This window comes from Salinibacterium sp. UTAS2018 (genome assembly GCF_004118935.1).
GTDB lineage: Bacteria > Actinomycetota > Actinomycetes > Actinomycetales > Microbacteriaceae > Rhodoglobus.
On sequence record NZ_CP035375.1, the window covers coordinates 419,479 to 437,530 of the forward strand.

The following is an 18,052-nucleotide window of genomic DNA, read 5'->3' on the forward strand; positions in this document are numbered from 1 at the left end:
TTGTGCCCTCAACAGGGGAGGACTCTCCATTTCTTGGAATTTTGCTCCATTTTCCTCCACCCCAATATTCCGCTAACTTACTGGCATATGTGGATAACTTTGACGCTGATACGCTGAAAACCTTAGATATGTGGTTGAAAGTGGAGTAAAGTGGAGGCAACCAGAATCCGGGCCGGAGATTGAGGGGAGGCGCCGTGTTTCTAGGCACCTACGCTCCCAAGCTCGACGACAAGGGCCGCATCATCCTGCCGGCGAAGTTTCGTGAAGAACTCGCCTCCGGTGTCGTGGTCACTCGCGGCCAGGAGCGGTGCCTGTACGTCTTCAGCCAGCGCGAGTTCGAAGTGATGCATGAGGCGATTCGCAAGGCACCGGTCACGAGCAAGCAAGGTCGTGACTTCTTGCGTCTCTTTCTTTCTGGAGCCAACCAAGAAACCCCAGACAAGCAACACCGAGTAACGATTCCGGCCGGGCTACGCGAGTACGCCGGACTGGGGCGGGATCTCACCGTCATCGGTGCGGGCAATCGCGCTGAGATCTGGGACACCGAAGCCTGGAACAACTACTACGAGGCCACCGAGGCCGATTTCGTCAACACCACCGAGGAGGTGATTCCGGGACTCTTCTAGCTCTTCGACGCTGACTCCCAGCCGAACGCCCTGATTTTCTTCCCCGATATCAGGTCGAGTCGGATGGGGATCAGCATCCAAGAACTAGGCCCTACGCCATGGCTGACAACACCATCCACACCCCAGTACTCCTTGAGCGCTCGATTGAGTTGCTCGCCCCAGCGCTAAACGCCCCGGGCGCCGTTCTTGTTGACGGAACCCTCGGCATGGCCGGTCACGCAGAGGCGTTCCTCCAACGTTTTCCCGAGCTCACCCTCGTGGGAGTGGACCGGGACGAAGACGCTCTGGCTATTGCTCGACGTCGGCTCGAGCCTTTCGCCAACCGCACTCACTTTGTTCATGCCGTGTACGACGAAATTCCGCAGGCGCTCGACTCCCTGGGGATCTCGTCGGTGGAAGGCATTTTCTTCGACCTCGGGGTTTCGTCCCTTCAGCTCGATCGTGTCGAGCGAGGGTTCTCCTATTCTCAGGACGCTCCGCTTGATATGCGAATGGATACCTCAACGCCGGTCACCGCGGAGCACATCCTTGCTACGTACAGCGAGCTCGAACTTCGCCGCATTTTTTATGCGTATGGCGATGAGAAACTCGCGCCGAGATTCGCAAGCCGCATCGTGCAGTTCCGTGAGCAGCAGCCCTTGACGACATCCGCCCAATTGGTCGAGCTGATCATTGCGGCAACCCCGGCCGCTGCGCAGCGTGCGGGCCATCCTGCAAAGCGAGTTTTCCAAGCGCTTCGTATCGAGGTCAACCAAGAACTTTCGGTTCTCGAGCGCGCGATTCCTGCGGCGGTTGATTCGCTTGCTATTGGCGGTCGGATGGTCGTGCTGGCGTACCAATCGCTGGAAGACCGAATCGTGAAGCGTGAATTGCAACGTCGCTCACGCTCAACGGCGCCGGCGGGATTGCCCGTCGAGCTCCCTGAGCACAAAGCAGAACTCAAACTCTTGGTTCGTGGCTCCGAACAAGCCAGCCAAGAGGAGCAAGACCTTAACCCGAGAGCAAAGCCCGTACGACTGCGAGCGATAGAACGAATGCGAGTCACCTCATGAGCACTAACCTCGCTTATGCACTTCCAGAACCACTTCACCGTCCGTCAGAACGACCCTCGCACATCGAGATCGTCACGACGAAGGCTCAGCGCAAGGCGCGTCCGCGCATGCTCTATGCGGTGGTGACAGTTGCTAGTTTTTTCGTGATCCTGGCCGCTCAGCTGTTGCTGAGCATTGTGGTCACTCAAGGCGCTTACCAGATCGACGCACTGCAGTACGAGCAGAAGGTGCTCATCCGTACTGAGCAGAGCCTCTTGGAATCGCTCTCGTTGCAGTCCTCATCCCAGAATCTAGCGTCGAAGGCCGCTGAGCTTGGAATGATTCCCAACGCCACCCCGTATTCGCTTGATATCGCAAATGGGTCTGTCTTCCGTCTGCCGGGAAGTGCTGATCCAACCGGATGCGGCGGAACCTGCGGCCTCGTGGGCAATACGCTGCTTTCTAGTGCGTCAGTGGGAGCGGCGCAGGCTGCCGGAGCTGACGCGACTGCGTCGACAACCGCAACCGCGGGGACGGCAGTCGTTGGGGCCGCTACCGGTGCCGCCGCTGCAGGAACTGCTGCTGCAACGGCCGAGGTAACGCCCGCTGAACCCGCCGCGCCAGAGCCGTCCAATAACACGATTCCCGCCCCTGTCACGCGATGATTGAGGTGAACCCTCTGGGGGAGGACCGATGAAAGCCCGCTCAACTCGCGCTCGAGTGTCCTTTGTCGTTCTTACGATCGCTGTCTTGACTGTTGTTTTTATGGTTCGTCTTGTCGACCTTCAAGTGGTCCAGGCAGAAGCCCTGAACGCCGAGGCCGACACGAAGCGCACTCTCACGAGCGTCGCGTACGGAACGCGCGGCGACATTGTCGACACGCGAGGTGCAGTGCTCGCCGACAGCGTTGAACGATTCGATATCGTCATTTCGCCTCGTGTGACTTTGCTGCGAGAAAACGCGTCAGTCGTCGTCTTGGACGACCTGAAGCAGATCACGGACATCATTGGGGGAGACCCCGACGAGATGCTCACGATGATTCTGGAGAACCCAGAGTCGGATTTCGAGTACCTCGCGAAGAGCATCACTCTCGAGCAGTATCAAGCCGTGGAGGATCTAGGGATTTCGTGGTTGTACTACGAACTCAACCCGGAACGAAGCTATCCCAACGGTGAGATCGCGGGAAACCTCGTTGGCTTCATCGGTACAGATGGGCCTCAGGCCGGAGTTGAACTGACGTCAGACGAGTGCTTGGCCGGCACCGACGTCGAAGCCAGCTACGCACGCGGCGAAGATGGAGTCGCGCTTCCGGGCAGCGCCGTTGAAACGCTGGAACCCCAAGACGGCGGCACCCTTTCTCTCTCGATCGATGGAGACCTTCAGTTCTATGTGCAGCAGCGTATGGCGCAGACCGCTGAGTCCCTTGGGGCAACATGGGCCACGGGCGTGGTCATGCGCGTCAGCGACGCCCACCTGCTGGCTGTCAGCGACTGGCCGACCCTCGACCCCAACGACGTCAACCTTGCCGACCGCGACGCCCTCGGATCGCGCGCATTCAGTACGCCTTACGAACCCGGCTCGACAGTGAAGGCCTTGACCGCGGCATCCCTCATCGATGCCGGTGTTGCCAACCAGAGCACCCAGGTCGTCTCGCCCTACGCCCTTGAATTGACCAACGGTGGCGGAACGATTAGTGATTCGTTCTATCACGAAGACCAGCGTCTTACTTTGGCCGGGGCACTCGTGGAGTCATCCAACACGGCGATCGCTCAATACACCGATCTTCTGGATGCCGCGTCGCGTCATGACTATCTTGAAAAGTTTGGCTTCGGGCAAAAGACCGGTATTGGATTCAACGGAGAGTCGTCCGGAACGCTGTACGACGCCGATGAGTGGGATGCTCGCACGAACTATGCCGTGCAGTTCGGCCAGGGGCTGACGACGACATCCATTCAGATGGCAAGTTCCTACCAGGCGTTGGGTAACGGGGGAGTCCGACTCCCGCCCGTGCTCGTCGAAGGTTGCGAATGGCCCGATGGCACGGTCACCGATACGCCCTCTACCGAGGGCACGCGAGTAATTTCTGAGGCCGCCGCTAAGCAGACTCTTGAGATGATGGAGATGGTTTACAGCTCCAGCGGCTCTGCACCGAACCTTGAGATTCCGGGCTACCGTGTGGCGGTTAAGAGCGGTACGGCCCAAGTTGCGGAGAACGGCGCTTACGGCGATAACGTCGTTATCTCCTACGCGGGCTTGGCGCCGGCCGATGACCCTGAGTACATTGTGATCGCGACTGCTGGTATCCCAGATAGCATATATTCCGGCGCCATCGCCTCGACGTTCCGCGACATTATGGCCCAAACGCTCACCACCTACCGTGTCACCCCCTCAAGCACGTCAGGACCGGATCTACCGCTGCGTTGGTGAGTTTCCCCGTGTTAATCAACCCTGGAGCACTCCACGTGATCGAACTGAGTCTTGCCGAAATTGCCACCGCCGTCGGCGGAGAGTTGCGCGACGGTAGCGATGCTCAACGGCGGCTCCCCGCCAGCAGCGTGCAAACCGATTCACGACTGAACACCCCCGGCTCCATCTTTTTCGCGCTTCGTGGCGAGAGCACCGATGGGCATCTCTTCGCGGCGAAGGCCGTCGAGAACGGTGCCGCGCTTGTCATCGCAGAGCGACCGCTGGAGCTCGAGGTTCCCCAGATCATCGTGAGCAACGGAGTCGAAGCGCTTCAAGGGCTGGCGCGAGCTGTGGTGGCTCAGGTTCGCAATGCGGGCGAACTGAAAGTGGTTGCGGTCACGGGGTCAAACGGTAAAACGACCACGAAGAATATGCTGCGCACGATCCTGGAACGCGCGGGCGAAACCGTGGCGCCTCAAGGGTCGTTCAATAACGATGTCGGTGCTCCGATCTCCATGCTTGGCGTGACCGCATCCACTCGTTACTTGGTGGTGGAGATGGGAGCCGATGGCATCGGAGACATCGCTCGCTTGCAGTCGGTCGTCATGCCCGACGTGGGCATCGTTCTGATGGTCGGTCTCGCTCACATCGGTAAATTTGGTGATGCTGCCACTACGGCGCGCGCAAAGTCCGAGATGGTGACGAGCCTTCCTGCCACGGCGACCGCAGTGCTCAACAGTGACGATGGTCGCGTGAAGGCTATGGCGCAGCAAACGCAGGCGACGGTTGCGTTCTTCGGGCTCGATTCTTCGGCCGAGGTATGGGCTGACGACATTCAAGCTACGGCGAAAGGAACGGCCTTCGATCTTCACGTGGAAGGGTCCGTGATTCCCGTGCAGTTGCGCATCTTGGGCGAGCATCACGTTACAAACGCCCTAGCGGCGATTACCGCCGCCCGCGCTCTCGGAATCGCCCCGAGCGAATCTGTAGCGGCATTGGAATCCATCGATCGTGCCGAACGTTGGCGCATGGAACTTCTTGAGGCTCCCGGCGGCATCACGGTCATCAACGATGCCTACAATGCGAGCCCCGATTCGATGGCCGCTGCGCTCAAGACCCTCGTTCAGATCGTCGGTCCCCATAACCGGTCTGTCGCTGTTCTCGGCGAGATCGCCGAGCTGGGTGACTACGCTAATGAAGAACACGATCGAATCGGTCGCTTAATCGTTCGACTGAACGTGCAGAAGCTAATCGTTGTGGGGCACGCCGCTCGCCACATCCACAATGCGGCAGGCCTTGAAGGTTCGTGGGATGGAGAGTCGGTACTCGTCGATAGCATCGAGGAGGCATACGCTGTGCTTCGTGACGAATTACGAGAGGGAGATGTGGTGCTAGTGAAGTCATCCAACTCTGCCGGCTTGAGAATTCTTGGCGATCGGATTGCCGGGGTCTCCGCATGATCGCACTACTGATCGCCGCAGCCTTCTCTCTCGTCTTTACGCTTTTTCTTACTCCGCTCTTTATCAAGCTCTTCGTGCGCTTGAAATGGGGCCAGTTCATTCGCGACGACGGCCCTGAGAGCCACCACACCAAACGGGGCACGCCCACAATGGGCGGAATCGTCTTTATCTTGGGCGCGACGATGGGATATTTCGTCGGGCACTGGGTGGCCAGCGAACCGGTGACGCTGTCTGGCATCCTCGTGATCTACCTCATGGTGGGCCTCGGCGTCATCGGCTTCATCGACGACTTCATGAAGACGCGTAAACAGCGCAGTCTCGGGCTCGGCGGGTGGTCGAAAGTTGCCGGTCAGGTTATCGTGGCTGCCGGATTCGCCGCTCTTGCTCTCAACTTCCCTGATCCGGGCGGCCTGACTCCGGCGTCATCCATGATCTCGGGCATCCGCGACATTCCTTGGCTCGACCTCGCGACTTTCGGTGTCGTCATCGGTGCGATTTTGTTCGCCATTTGGGTCACTCTGATTATCGTGAGCACGTCGAATGGTGTGAACGTCGCGGACGGCCTCGACGGGCTTGCGACCGGATCGGCCATCTTCGCCATTGCCTCGTACATCGTGATCGGTTTCTGGCAAAACAACCAGTCGTGCAGCAACTTGAGCATCGACCGTGAGGTCCTCTACAAGTGCTACGACGTGCGCGACCCGCTAGACCTCGCCATCATCGCTGCGGCCATCGCGGGTGCCCTCATCGGGTTCCTCTGGTGGAACACTTCCCCGGCTCAGGTCTTCATGGGAGACACCGGCTCGCTCGGCCTTGGTGGCGCTATTGCCGCCCTGGCCATCATGAGCCGCACGGAACTGCTTCTCGTACTGATCGGCGGTCTCTTCCTCATCGTCACCGGTTCGGTGATCCTGCAACGCGCCTACTTCAAGATCACAGGCGGTAAACGTATATTCCTGATGAGCCCGCTGCATCATCATTTCGAACTCAAAGGCTGGGCCGAAGTCACGGTCGTCGTGCGTTTCTGGCTGATTGCGGCGCTATTCGTCGCGGCCGGCGTCGGAACCTTCTATCTCGAATGGATTAACCAGTAGCTGTGCGTGACCTCACTTCATTCACCAGTTGGAACGGGGCGTGGAGCGAGCTCAGCGTCGCTGTGCTCGGTCTCGGCGCAACCGGCTTCTCGGCGGCAGATACCCTCACTGAATTGAAGGCTGACGTGCTGGTGATCGCGGATGCGGCATCCGACAACCGAATCGAGATGGCCGAGGTTATTGGGGCGGCACTCGCTCTCGGCGGCACCGCCGAGGACCAAGTCGCGGCACTGACCGCTCATACCCCCGACGTCGTCATCGTGTCACCGGGATATCCGCTCGATCACCCCTTGTTGCTGTGGTGCCGTGAGAACGACATCGCCATGTGGACAGAGATCGAACTTGCTTGGCGCTTGCGGGATAAAACGGGCACGCCCGCTGAATGGATCGCCATCACCGGTACCAACGGCAAAACGACCACGGCGCAACTGACCGCCCATATTCTGACAACGGCCGGATTCCGAGCGGGAGCCGTCGGCAACATCGGTGTTCCCGTGCTTGATGCGATCCGCTACCCCGATGGCTTCGATTTTCTCGTCGTGGAACTGTCAAGTTTTCAATTGCACGGCATGCCGCGGATGGGTGGCGGCGCGATTTCGCCACTCGCTAGCGTGTGCCTAAATTTGGCTGACGATCACCTCGACTGGCACGGTTCACGCGAGGCGTACGCCGAAGCAAAAGCCACGGTTTACGCGAATACGAAAGTCGCCGCTGTCTACAACCGTGCGGTGCCAGCGACTCAAACTATGGTCGAAAATGCCGATGTGGTCGAAGGATGTCGAGCAATCGGTTTCGGACTCGATACGCCAGGTCGCAGCGATTTCGGCATCGTGAGCGATATCTTGGCCGATCGTGCGTTTGGCGACGACCGCCACAACACAGCACTTGAGCTGTTCACCCTTCACGAATTGCAGCAGCGCAATTTCGGCGCGCCCCACATGGTCGCGAATATTTTGGCAGCAAGTGCGCTCGTGCGCGCGGCCGGTGTCAGCATCGAAGCGTTGCGCGCGGGTGTCGCGAGCTTTGAGCTCGATGCCCACCGCAACCAAATCGTCGTTGTCAGTGGAGGCGTGACCTGGGTGAATGACTCTAAAGCGACGAACTCACACGCGGCAAGCGCGTCGCTCTCGGCAGCGGACCCCGTCGTCTGGATTCTCGGCGGGCTTCTCAAGGGGGTTGATGTTGCGCCGCTCATCGCCAAGCATGCTGATCGGTTGAAGGCTGCGATCGTGATCGGCAGCGAGAGGCTGGCAATCCGGGCCGCATTCGAGCGACACGCGCCTGAGATTCCGCTCTTCGAGGTCGAGTCGACTGACACTGAGCACGTGATGCCACGAGCTGTTGAGATGGCGCACGGGATCGCCACCGACGGTGACACGGTCTTGTTAGCGCCGGCAGCGGCTTCCATGGATCAGTTCAGAAGCTATTCCGACCGCGGAGAAAAGTTTGCGGCAGCTGTGCTCGAACGAGTAGGAGGAAACGACGATGGCGCCTCCTCAGCGACCGCAACGGTCCCCTCGGCCGGCTAGCTCAGATTCTCAGTCTCGGCCTCAGGCTTCGTCGACACCGTCGGACAAGTCGTCACGGCCGCTAGCGGCGCGCGTACCGGTCAAGAAGATTTTCTCAGCGCAGTCGAGCGATTTCTTCTTGCTGTTGGGAACAACTCTCTTTCTCGTCGTCTTTGGCCTGGTCATGGTTCTTTCGTCGTCGTCGGTCGAATCGTATGCCGCGGACCAGGGATTTTTCGGAAGCTTTTTACGTCAGACCGCGTTCGCGTTCATCGGCATACCGCTCATGCTGCTCGCCTCGCGCGCTCCCGTGCGATTCTGGAAACGCTGGGCGCTTCCTGGGCTGATCCTCGGCGCCGTACTGCAACTTCTCGTATTCGTTCCCGGTATCGGTTTGGCCTACGGAGGCAACCAGAACTGGATTCAAATCGGTACGTTTAGTGCCCAACCGTCAGAGTTCGTCAAAGTCGCCGTCATCGTGTGGGTGGCGTGGGTGCTGTCGACCAAGCAAGATCAGCTGGGCGATTGGAAGCAAGTTCTGCTCCCTGTCGCACCAGTGGCCGGTGCTGCGATCGGATTGGTGCTGATTGGAAACGACCTCGGCACCGCGTCCATCATGTTGCTCATTGTCTTCTCGTGTCTTTTCTTTGCGGGCGTTCGACTGCGTTTTCTCACCATCGGCGTCGTTGCTGTAGCTCTGGGCGCCATCATGTTTGCGACCACTAGCGGTTCTCGAACGTCGCGCATCGGCGTATGGCTCAACGGGTGCACCGAACTCGACTATCAGGACACGTGTTGGCAAATCGAGCACGCGTATTGGGCTCTCGCTGGTGGCGGCCTCTTCGGTCGTGGCCTGGGCAACTCGGTCGCTAAACGTGGCTGGCTGCCCCACGCCGATAGCGACTACGTCTATGCGATTATCGGAGAAGAACTCGGCCTTATCGGCGCAGTGGTCGTGCTATCGCTGTTCGTCACGCTCACCGTTGCTTTCGTGCGAATTATTCGTTCTACCAACGACAGCTTTGTCCGCATCGCTACGGCCGGAGTAATGGTCTGGGTTGTCGGCCAAGCCTTCGTCAACATCGCTGTCGTGTTGGGTGTGCTCCCCGTTCTTGGAGTACCGCTGCCGCTGATTTCAACCGGTGGGTCTGCTCTCATTGCCACACTGCTTGCCATTGGCATCGTTCTTTCCTTTGCCCGCGCAGAAAAGAATGGATCTAATCCACCGCGCCCCGGCGCAACCTCCACCCAGCCGAAGACCGCGACACAAGCGGCGCCAGCACAACCGGCTCCGGTGCAATCGCCCGCTGACCGATCACGCATGCTGGCCGCAAATCGAGCACAAGGACGTCGATGACCACGTATCTACTGGCGGGCGGCGGCACCGCCGGCCACGTCAATCCCTTGCTCGCCGTCGCCGAACGCATTCGGGTGCGCGAGCCGGAGGCCGAGATTCTGGTTTTGGGCACCGAGGAGGGGCTCGAGGCGAGATTGGTGCCTGAACGTGGTTTCGAATTGCTCACGATCGCCAAGCTCCCTTTTCCTCGACGACCGAATCGGGCTGCGCTGAAGTTTCCGGCCCGCTTGCGTGCGGCGATTGACGAGGTCGTTGCGATCATCGCTGATCGTGAGGTAGATGTCGTCGTTGGTTTCGGCGGTTATGTGGCTGCGCCGGCGTATTTGGGCGCGCGTAAGGCGAAAATTCCACTCGTCATTCACGAAGCAAATAGCCGTCCAGGAATCGCTAACCGGCTTGGTTCCTTCTTCACTCCCTTCGTCGGCACAGCCTTCGATCGGACTCCGATTCGCGGGGGCGTCGTTGTCGGCATGCCTCTGCGAGCAGAAATTGAAACCCTCAATCGTTTCGCGGCGCGTTCGGAAGCCGACCCATTCTTCGGACTCGATCCTGAGAAGCCAACGTTGCTCGTGACCGGAGGATCCTCGGGCGCTAAGCGCATCAACGACACCATCTCGTCTTCGATTACCCGCATTGTGGGTGCCGGGTGGCAAGTACTCCACATCACAGGGGAGTACCGGGATGCCGTAGACGATCCGCAACTCGCCGGGTATGTGGTCGTCAAATATTGCGACCGGATGGAACTGGCTCTCGCGGCTGCGGACCTGGCAATCGCACGCGCAGGAACCTCGACGGTGGCGGAGCTCACTGGCCTGGGCATCCCGGCAATCTATGTTCCTTACCCCGTCGGCAACGGCGAGCAGAAGTACAACGCGCGCACAGCCGTAGATGCGGGCGCCGCCATCCTCGTTGACGACTCGGAGTTCCTTCCGCAGTGGGTCGGGTCTGAACTTGTTCCTATGCTGCGTCGCCGTGCTCTCATCGCCGATATGGCCGCCCGGGCATCGACGGTAGGTTCACTCGACGGAACGGACCGAATGCTCGAACTCGTCGATCTCGCCCTCGGCCGCGCTCTACCATTGACATCATGATCTTCCCCGATTTGTCTATGCCCCTGCCCGGCCCACTCCGTTCGGCGCACTTCGTTGGCGTCGGCGGCTCAGGAATGAGCGGTATTGCCCGCATGTTTCTGGATGCCGGTATGACAGTCACTGGTTCTGACCGGGCAGCGAACGCGAACGTTGAGTCCCTGCGCGCGGCTGGAGCGACGATCACTATCGGGCACGACGCGGCCAACCTTGGCGACGCCGATGCTCTCGTCTACACCGGTGCGCTGTGGCCCGACAACCCTGAGTATGTCGCCGCAGTCGAGCGGGGGATCCCCGTTCTGCACCGCTCCCAAGCGCTTGCGTGGCTCGTGGGTTCCGACCGCCTCATCGCGGTTGCTGGCGCTCACGGCAAGACGACCTCCACCGGAATGATCATTACGGGGCTTCGCGAGCTCGGCGCATCGCCCAGCTTCGTCAATGGCGGGATCATTCAAGGTCTGGGAACAAGTTCAGGCTCCGGCTCTGACGACCTTTTCGTCGTGGAGGCGGATGAATCTGATGGCTCATTCTTGCTGTACTCGACAGCAATCGCTCTGATTACCAACGTCGATGCCGATCATCTCGATCACTACGGCTCACACGAAGCTTTCGACGATGCCTTTGTCGAATTCGCCGCGAAGGCATCAGAAGCTGTAGTGGTATCGAGTGACGACGCCGGCGCCGTCCGAGTGACTCAGCGTCTCGACCACCACAACATCGTTACCTTTGGCGAAGCAGCGGATGCCACCGTTCGTATCCACTCGATTACGTCGCTGGGTCCCGTTGCTTTCACAATCGTGGTCGACGGCCGTGAAGAGCGTGTCCAGTTAGCCGTTCCTGGACGCCACAACGCCATCAATGCCACGGGGGCTATCGCTGTGCTCGTCGGGCTCGGTCACGAACTTGGCGCAGCAATCGACGCAGTCTCTCTGTTCGCGGGCACGCAGCGTCGTTTTGAGTTGCATGCTGTAGTCGACGGAGTCAGCGTGTACGACGATTACGCTCATCACCCCACCGAGGTCGAGGCTGCTCTCAGCGGTGCCCGCAGTGTGGTCGGTGCCGGCCGGGTGATTGCCGTTCACCAGCCGCACTTGTTTAGTCGCACGCGAGACATGGCATCCGAGTTCGCTGAGGTGTACGAGCGACTGGCCGACCACACCGTCGTCCTCGATGTTTTTGGTGCACGCGAAGATCCCATTCCCGGCGTCACGGGCGAGCTCGTATCGTCGCGTTTTGTCGATTCATCGCGTGTTGACTTTGAGCCGGACTGGTCATCCGCTGCCGAACGGGTAGCTGAGATCGCGCGCGAGGGCGACATCGTTATGACCCTGAGTTGTGGCGATGTGTACCGCATCATCCCGCAGCTCATCGCCGCAATCGATCACCGTACGGATGCTGCTGAAGCGCCCGCGTCGGGTGCGGATCAGGTGCCGAGTGAAGAGGCCTGAGGGGTTCGACAAGGCGGCTCAGCAGCCCGACCCCGCGTCGGCCAAACCCCGGCGTAAGCGCGCACCAACGGCGTCGAGCGCTGGCGAGAGTGCTGACGCTCCGGTGCGGCCCACGCTGCGACGCAAATCGCCAGGGCCGAAAGGCGTTTCGCAGTCGGCGTCGAAGGTCACCGGACCAACCGCGTCACAGGAGTCGAACGCCGCGAGTGTGACGACAAAAACTGCGGGAAGCCCTCGGGAACGCAATCGTTCTCGCTCCGGCAAGACTCCGCCGCGCCCTGAGGCGGCGGCCAAGAAGCAATTGCGTCGCGCCGCTCGCGATCGACGTCGTGCTGAAAAGGCGGAGTTGCGGCGGTTCACCCGCCGAGCACGTACGCGCAAATATACTTTGCTGTCTGTGGCGGGGCTTGTCGCTGTGCTTCTCGGGTTGATCGCCGTTGCGGTATTTTCACCGATTTTGGCGCTGCGCACGGTGGTCATCGATGGCACCAATCGCATTGACCCCACTCAGATCCAAGCCGCGGTGGAAACCCAGCAGGGCACCCCGCTCGCGTTGCTCGACTTCGACGCGATCAAAACCGAGCTGTCGGTCTTTCCGCTCATTCGCAGCTACGTGACGGAGATCGTTCCCCCCGACACCCTGCTCGTTCATATCGTCGAACGCGAGCCGATTGGTTCGATCACCGTGAATGGAGTTTTCACACTGGTCGATCCGGCGGGCATCACGATCCAAGAGTCTGCCGAGCGAATTCCTGGTGTCCCTCTGATCGATGTCGGGGGAGCGGATGCCTCGAGTCCGGCCTTTGCTGCAGTGACTGAAGTGCTGCTCTCCTTACCGACCGACCTTCGAGCGCGGGTCGAAACGGTGTCTGCGACCACGCAAGACGATGTGTCGTTCGTTCTCTCTGGAGTCGGCCAAGGGGTTGTCTGGGGCAGCGCAAGTGACTCGGCGAGAAAGGCAGCTCTGCTCGAGGCCCTGATCTCCACGCGTGATCCGGATGAGGCTGGCGAGTTCGATGTCTCGGCTCCCAGTAACGGAATTTTCCGCCCCAACTAGTGGGCGAGGTCGTCGGCGGGTTGAGTTGCCCCCGATTTGCCTGAACACTTTCCGACACGCGGTTCATGTGCATCCGTGCGGGGCGCTATCCGCATACTCTCAACAAAAGAAATACATACTGAGCATAACTTTAAACCTCAAGTCGAGGTTGATAGTTTCCAGTGGAGGCCGAAAAGTGACATCAAACCAGAACTACCTCGCAGTCATCAAGGTAGTCGGCATCGGTGGCGGTGGCGTGAACGCTGTCAACCGGATGATCGAGCTCGGCCTGCGAGGCGTCGAGTTTATTGCGATCAATACCGACGCCCAGGCGCTGCTCATGAGCGACGCAGACGTCAAGCTCGACGTCGGTCGCGAACTCACGCGTGGACTAGGAGCCGGCGCAGATCCTGAGGTTGGCCGTCGTGCTGCCGAAGATCACGCCGAAGAGATCGAAGAGGCGCTTGCGGGTGCCGACATGGTCTTTGTGACCGCTGGTGAGGGTGGTGGAACGGGTACCGGTGGTGCACCGGTCGTCGCCCGTATCGCTAAGTCGATCGGCGCTCTCACGATTGGTGTTGTCACGAAGCCCTTCGGCTTCGAGGGCAAGCGCCGTTCGTCGCAGGCGGAGATTGGGGTGGAGACCCTCAAGAACGAGGTCGACACGCTCATCGTCGTACCCAACGATCGTCTTCTCGAGATCAGTGACCGTGGCATCAGCATGCTCGAGGCATTCTCGACCGCTGACCAGGTTCTGCTCGCCGGCGTTCAGGGCATCACCGACCTGATCACGACCCCCGGGTTGATTAACCTCGACTTCGCCGACGTCAAGTCGGTTATGCAGGGTGCCGGTTCTGCGCTCATGGGCATTGGCTCATCACGCGGGGCCGACCGGGCCATAAAAGCGGCTGAGTTGGCTGTTGCCTCCCCGTTGCTCGAAGCCAGCATCGATGGGGCGCACGGCGTACTGCTCTCGATTCAGGGCGGATCCAACCTCGGTATTTTCGAGATCAACGATGCCGCGCGTCTTGTTCAAGAAGCTGTCCACCGCGAAGCCAACATCATCTTTGGTGCCGTCATTGACGACACTCTCGGCGATGAAGTTCGCGTGACTGTCATCGCGGCGGGGTTCGACGGGGGAGAGCCTGCGGCTAAGCCTGTAGAAGGCCGCCGTACCAACTACGTTGTACCTGAGCCGCCAGCTGAGCACATTGCAGCCGACAACTCCGCGACGACGAAGGACACCGACTGGAAGTCGCAGCCAAGCGCCATTCCGGCAACGCCGATCGACCGCAGCTTCGACGATGACGACGAGAACGACAACGATCTCGACGTTCCCGACTTCCTGAAGTAGCAGTGATGGTCGACCTAACTCCGTTGGGCGAACGACTTGCAGAGGTCGACGACAGAATCGCGGATGCCGCACGCGCCGCATCCCGCGATCTGTCGTCGATCACGCGCATCGTGATCACTAAGTTTCATCCCGCGAGCCTCGTGCGTGAGCTCTATGCCCTCGGCGTTCGCGATGTCGGTGAGAACCGACACCAAGAAGCGCAAGCCAAGGCAGCTGAACTCGCCGATCTCGACTTGCGGTGGAACTTTGTCGGCCAACTCCAGAGCAAGAAGGCGCGTCAAGCTCGTGCTTATTGTCATGCGATCCATTCGGTGGATCGGGACTCGCTCATCACAGCGCTGTCGAGCACCCAGGCTGAAACGCCGCTCGATGCGTTCGTGCAGGTCAACTTGACCGATGACCACGGGCGCGGCGGCGTTGTGGCTGCAGAGCTTGAGGCGTTTGCCGATCGCGTTGCTGCGGCTCCCGGACTTCGCCTGCGCGGCATCATGGGCGTTGCTCCCTTGGGGGAAGACCCGAGACCGGCGTTCGCTTCTCTGAGGGCTCTGTCCGAGCGCCTGCAGGTGCAGCATCCCGACGCTTCAGCGCTCTCGATGGGGATGTCCGGCGACTTCGCTGACGCGATCGCGGAAGGTGCGACACACCTACGCATTGGCACGGCAATCACGGGAAATCGACCCGACCATGGTTAATCTCGAATTAGAAGCTTCACCATTCGGAGGATTATCATGGCCAACCCACTGCGCAAGACAATGGTCTACCTCGGCCTCGCCGATGAGGACTACGAGTACGAACAGGGAACGACTACGCCAGCCGCGCCGGTCGCCCCTGTCGCAGCAGCACCGGCTCCAGCGAGCTCTAACCGCGCACCGGTTACCCCGTTGCGTCGTGCTGCACCCAGCACTGCGGAGGCAGAGATGAACGAGATTTTGACGGTGCACCCGCGCCAGTACAAGGACGCTCAGCTGATCGCGGAAAACTTCCGCGAAGGCATCCCCGTCATCATCAACCTGTCCCAGATGAGTGAGCCCGATGCGCGTCGTTTGGTCGACTTCGCTAGCGGTCTCTCGCAGGGGCTCTACGGCAAGATCGAGCGTGTCACGAGCAAGGTATTCCTGCTCTCGCCCGCCCATGTTGCCGTCAGTGGCGAGCAGGCTGAAGTCGAATCTGACGTGGACGCGTCCTTCTTCGGGCAGTAAACCCGTTGTCAGCGGGCCTCTTTTCCCCCGCTAACCTAGAGGGGTGAATCCCGTTTCAGTTATCGCCGCGGTGGCGTACTACGCCATCACCCTGTTCATGTTTACGATGTGGGCTCGGTTCATTCTCGATCTCGTCGTCGTTTTCGCTCGCGGTTGGCGCCCCAGTGGCATTGGTCTCGTACTTTCTGAGTTCGTGTTCACGATTACCGATCCCCCGATCAAGGCCGTCCGCAAGGTCGTGCCCATGATTCGTATCGGCAACGGAGCGCTTGATTTATCTTGGATGCTGGTCATGCTCGTCTGCATAATTCTTACCTCCATTTTGCGGGGCTTTTAGATCTGCAGGCTGCCGATGTAGTGTTGTCGTAGTTCATGCGGCAACTAATCAGGTTTCGTCAGTACGCTGTGACGCGAATGTTGAACGTTATGTATACGTTGAAAGAAAGTTTTAGAGGTGGCGGCAATGGCTTTGACTCCAGAAGACGTGGTCAACAAGCGGTTTGAATCGACAAAATTCCGCGAGGGATACGACCAAGATGACGTCGACGATTTTCTCGACGAGGTCGTTGTCGAGTTGCGACGACTGAACCAAGAAAACGACGAGCTCCGTCAGCGCTTGAGCGCTGCTGAAGCTCGCGCGACTGAACTTCAACAGTCCGCAGGCAGTGCCGCTGCAGCGGCCCCGGCGCCAGCAGCAATCGCTGCTCCCGCCCCTGCTGCTATCGAGAGCGCTCCCGCTCCTGCTGTGGCAGCTCCCGAGCCCGCTTCGTCGGTTCTCGACGACGCCAGTAGCACGAACAACCTTCTCCAGCTCGCGCGCCGTCTTCACGAAGAGCACGTGCGTGAGGGCGTTCAGAAGCGCGACGCGCTCATCGCTGAAGGCCAGGCATCTGCCGCTGACATCGTCGCCGAAGGTCGCGCATCCGCTGCCGAGATCCTCACCGAGAGCAAGTCTGCTGCCGCTGAGATTGCCGCTCAGGCTGACGCTAAGCAGCGCGAACAGCTCGGAATTCTGGAGCACGAGCGTGAGGCTCTCGAAGGACGCATCGAATCGTTGCGTAACTTCGAGCGCGAGTACCGCGACAAGCTCAAGAGTTACATCGAAGACCAGCTGCACGAGCTTGACTCGTCGAGCCTCGTCTCCGCGGGTGGCCCTTCGCTTCAGGAGTCCGCTCAGCAGGGTCAGGCTCCGGCCTCGCAGCCTTCTGGTCACCTCACTCCCGAAGATTTCGCTGCGCCGCAGTCGGCACAGCAGCCGCCAGCTAGCTTCTCTGGCTTCTCCGGTAGCTAGTTTTTCTGCACGAGCCGTCAGCCGGCCGGTGCGAGCTTAGGCTCCACCGCCGCTGGCGGCTTTTGCTGTGTTCGCACCTCATTCCTTGTGGCTGGGATGTGTGGCACCACACCTTTTGACATTGATATCTAGGAGCACCAGTGGAAACTCGAAGCTTGCCGGTTCCCGAGGGCCTCGCGGGGCAACGAGTTGACGCCGCCCTCGCTAAACTGCTCGGATTCTCTCGCACCTTCGCCGCGGAGGTCGCCGCAGGTGGGGGAGTAACGATGGATGGCGCGACGGTGGGTAAGTCTGATCGTCTCGTTGCAGGCTCTTGGCTCGAAGTGTCGTGGGTGTCGAAGACGGAGCCTCAGATCGTTCCGGTGGTGCTCGACAGTCTGGGTATTGTTTACGATGATGAACACATCGTGGTCATCGATAAGCCTGCCGGCGTTGCCGCCCATCCCTCAATGGGATGGGATGGAGCCACCGTACTCGGTGCCCTGGCCGGCGCGGGCTACCGGATTTCTACATCGGGTGCGGCCGAACGAGCGGGAATCGTCCATCGCCTGGATGCTGGCACGAGCGGGCTCATGGTTGTCGCCAAATCTGAGATGGCGTACACCGCGCTCAAGACCGCGTTCCACGATCGCGAGGTAAGCAAGATTTATCACTCCATCGTTCAGGGACATCCCGACCCTCTCGCCGGCACTATCGACGCTCCGACTGGGCGTCATCCGGGTTCGAGCTGGAAGTTTGCGGTCGTGGCAGGCGGCAAGGACTCGATCACTCACTACGAGACCCTCGAAGCATTTCCGTCGGCGGCGCTCGTTGAAGTGCATCTTGAAACCGGGCGCACCCACCAAATTCGTGTTCATATGGCCGCTCAGCGCCACCCTTGCGTTGGCGACACAATGTACGGTGCCGATCCCACAATCTCGGCCCGTTTGGGACTGACTCGCCAGTGGCTGCACGCCCACAAGCTCGGATTTGCTCATCCGGCTACTGGCGAACAGGTCACGTTCGAGTCGCCGTACCCGGCTGACCTTCAGGCAGCACTTGAGGTGCTTCGAGCCGACTAGGGCGCGTCAGTTAGAGTCCCTCCGGGGTGCTGGCTTAGGCTAGATTCCGAAAGAATTCGGAGTGTCGGTGGCTGCTAATAACGAATCATTTGT

At 60.0% G+C, this 18,052-nt stretch carries 17 protein-coding genes; all 17 read left to right on the forward strand.

Annotated elements, in window-relative coordinates; translation table 11 throughout:
* Positions 1 to 194 precede the first annotated feature (194 nt).
* Positions 195 to 626: a division/cell wall cluster transcriptional repressor MraZ gene (gene mraZ, locus ESZ53_RS01995; RefSeq protein ID WP_129071303.1), complete on the forward strand. Its 432-nt coding sequence runs from the start codon at positions 195 to 197 to the stop codon at positions 624 to 626.
* A 98-nt stretch (positions 627 to 724) separates the two neighbouring features.
* Positions 725 to 1,678 (forward strand): 16S rRNA (cytosine(1402)-N(4))-methyltransferase RsmH, encoded by a 954-nt coding sequence (rsmH, locus tag ESZ53_RS02000; protein WP_129071304.1) that lies wholly within the window; start codon positions 725 to 727, stop codon positions 1,676 to 1,678.
* Positions 1,675 to 2,322, forward strand: a complete 648-nt coding sequence (locus ESZ53_RS02005) for a hypothetical protein (RefSeq protein WP_129071305.1) — start codon at positions 1,675 to 1,677, stop codon at positions 2,320 to 2,322. The genes rsmH and ESZ53_RS02005 overlap by 4 nt, the downstream gene beginning before the upstream one ends.
* Positions 2,323 to 2,407: 85 nt before the next feature.
* Positions 2,408 to 4,084 carry a penicillin-binding protein 2 gene (locus ESZ53_RS02010; protein WP_246837354.1) on the forward strand — a complete coding sequence of 559 codons (1,677 nt, stop codon included), beginning with the start codon at positions 2,408 to 2,410 and terminating at the stop codon, positions 4,082 to 4,084.
* Positions 4,085 to 4,119: 35 nt separating this feature from the next.
* Entirely contained in the window at positions 4,120 to 5,523 is a 1,404-nt protein-coding gene (murF, locus tag ESZ53_RS02015) for a UDP-N-acetylmuramoyl-tripeptide--D-alanyl-D-alanine ligase (protein ID WP_129073457.1), read from the forward strand.
* Entirely contained in the window at positions 5,520 to 6,617 is a 1,098-nt protein-coding gene (mraY, locus tag ESZ53_RS02020) for a phospho-N-acetylmuramoyl-pentapeptide-transferase (RefSeq protein WP_129071307.1), read from the forward strand. Before murF ends, mraY begins: the two co-directional genes overlap by 4 nt.
* 2 nt (positions 6,618 to 6,619) lie before the next feature.
* Entirely contained in the window at positions 6,620 to 8,146 is a 1,527-nt protein-coding gene (gene murD, locus ESZ53_RS02025) for a UDP-N-acetylmuramoyl-L-alanine--D-glutamate ligase (protein WP_129071308.1), read from the forward strand.
* Between the two features lie 118 nt (positions 8,147 to 8,264).
* Positions 8,265 to 9,482 carry a putative lipid II flippase FtsW gene (ftsW, locus tag ESZ53_RS02030; RefSeq protein ID WP_246837355.1) on the forward strand — a complete coding sequence of 406 codons (1,218 nt, stop codon included), beginning with the start codon at positions 8,265 to 8,267 and terminating at the stop codon, positions 9,480 to 9,482.
* Positions 9,479 to 10,573, forward strand: a complete 1,095-nt coding sequence (locus tag ESZ53_RS02035; protein WP_129071310.1) for a glycosyltransferase — start codon at positions 9,479 to 9,481, stop codon at positions 10,571 to 10,573. Before ftsW ends, ESZ53_RS02035 begins: the two co-directional genes overlap by 4 nt.
* Positions 10,570 to 12,018, forward strand: a complete 1,449-nt coding sequence (gene murC / locus ESZ53_RS02040; protein WP_129071311.1) for a UDP-N-acetylmuramate--L-alanine ligase — start codon at positions 10,570 to 10,572, stop codon at positions 12,016 to 12,018. Before ESZ53_RS02035 ends, murC begins: the two co-directional genes overlap by 4 nt.
* Positions 12,005 to 13,075, forward strand: a complete 1,071-nt coding sequence (locus ESZ53_RS02045; protein WP_246837356.1) for an FtsQ-type POTRA domain-containing protein — start codon at positions 12,005 to 12,007, stop codon at positions 13,073 to 13,075. The genes murC and ESZ53_RS02045 overlap by 14 nt, the downstream gene beginning before the upstream one ends.
* A gap of 175 nt (positions 13,076 to 13,250) precedes the next feature.
* A complete protein-coding gene (gene ftsZ, locus ESZ53_RS02050; protein ID WP_129071312.1) occupies positions 13,251 to 14,408 on the forward strand; it encodes a cell division protein FtsZ in 1,158 nt (385 codons plus the stop codon).
* A 5-nt stretch (positions 14,409 to 14,413) separates the two neighbouring features.
* Positions 14,414 to 15,100, forward strand: coding sequence for a YggS family pyridoxal phosphate-dependent enzyme (locus tag ESZ53_RS02055; RefSeq protein WP_129071313.1), 687 nt, complete (start codon positions 14,414 to 14,416; stop codon positions 15,098 to 15,100).
* Positions 15,101 to 15,136: 36 nt separating this feature from the next.
* Positions 15,137 to 15,607, forward strand: a complete 471-nt coding sequence (locus tag ESZ53_RS02060; protein ID WP_129071314.1) for a cell division protein SepF — start codon at positions 15,137 to 15,139, stop codon at positions 15,605 to 15,607.
* 43 nt (positions 15,608 to 15,650) lie between these two features.
* The gene (locus ESZ53_RS02065; protein WP_129071315.1) at positions 15,651 to 15,944 is read left to right on the forward strand and encodes a YggT family protein; all 294 of its coding nucleotides are present in this window, start codon (positions 15,651 to 15,653) and stop codon (positions 15,942 to 15,944) included.
* A gap of 126 nt (positions 15,945 to 16,070) precedes the next feature.
* On the forward strand, positions 16,071 to 16,898 hold the full coding sequence (locus ESZ53_RS02070) for a DivIVA domain-containing protein (protein ID WP_129071316.1): 828 nt from the start codon (positions 16,071 to 16,073) through the stop codon (positions 16,896 to 16,898).
* A gap of 140 nt (positions 16,899 to 17,038) precedes the next feature.
* A complete protein-coding gene (locus tag ESZ53_RS02075; RefSeq protein ID WP_129071317.1) occupies positions 17,039 to 17,959 on the forward strand; it encodes an RluA family pseudouridine synthase in 921 nt (306 codons plus the stop codon).
* The last annotated feature ends 93 nt before the right edge of the window (positions 17,960 to 18,052 follow it).

Excerpts from the sequence above, each read along its gene's own strand:
- ESZ53_RS02070 (WP_129071316.1), top strand. The coding sequence starts at position 16,071 with ATGGCTTTGACTCCAGAAGACGTGGTCAACAAGCGGTTTGAATCGACA.
- ESZ53_RS02055 (WP_129071313.1), top strand. The coding sequence starts at position 14,414 with ATGGTCGACCTAACTCCGTTGGGCGAACGACTTGCAGAGGTCGACGAC.
- murC (WP_129071311.1), top strand. The coding sequence starts at position 10,570 with ATGATCTTCCCCGATTTGTCTATGCCCCTGCCCGGCCCACTCCGTTCG.
- ESZ53_RS02060 (WP_129071314.1), top strand. The coding sequence starts at position 15,137 with ATGGCCAACCCACTGCGCAAGACAATGGTCTACCTCGGCCTCGCCGAT.
- rsmH (WP_129071304.1), top strand. The coding sequence starts at position 725 with ATGGCTGACAACACCATCCACACCCCAGTACTCCTTGAGCGCTCGATT.
- ESZ53_RS02035 (WP_129071310.1), top strand. The coding sequence starts at position 9,479 with ATGACCACGTATCTACTGGCGGGCGGCGGCACCGCCGGCCACGTCAAT.
- mraY (WP_129071307.1), top strand. The coding sequence starts at position 5,520 with ATGATCGCACTACTGATCGCCGCAGCCTTCTCTCTCGTCTTTACGCTT.
- ESZ53_RS02005 (WP_129071305.1), top strand. The coding sequence starts at position 1,675 with ATGAGCACTAACCTCGCTTATGCACTTCCAGAACCACTTCACCGTCCG.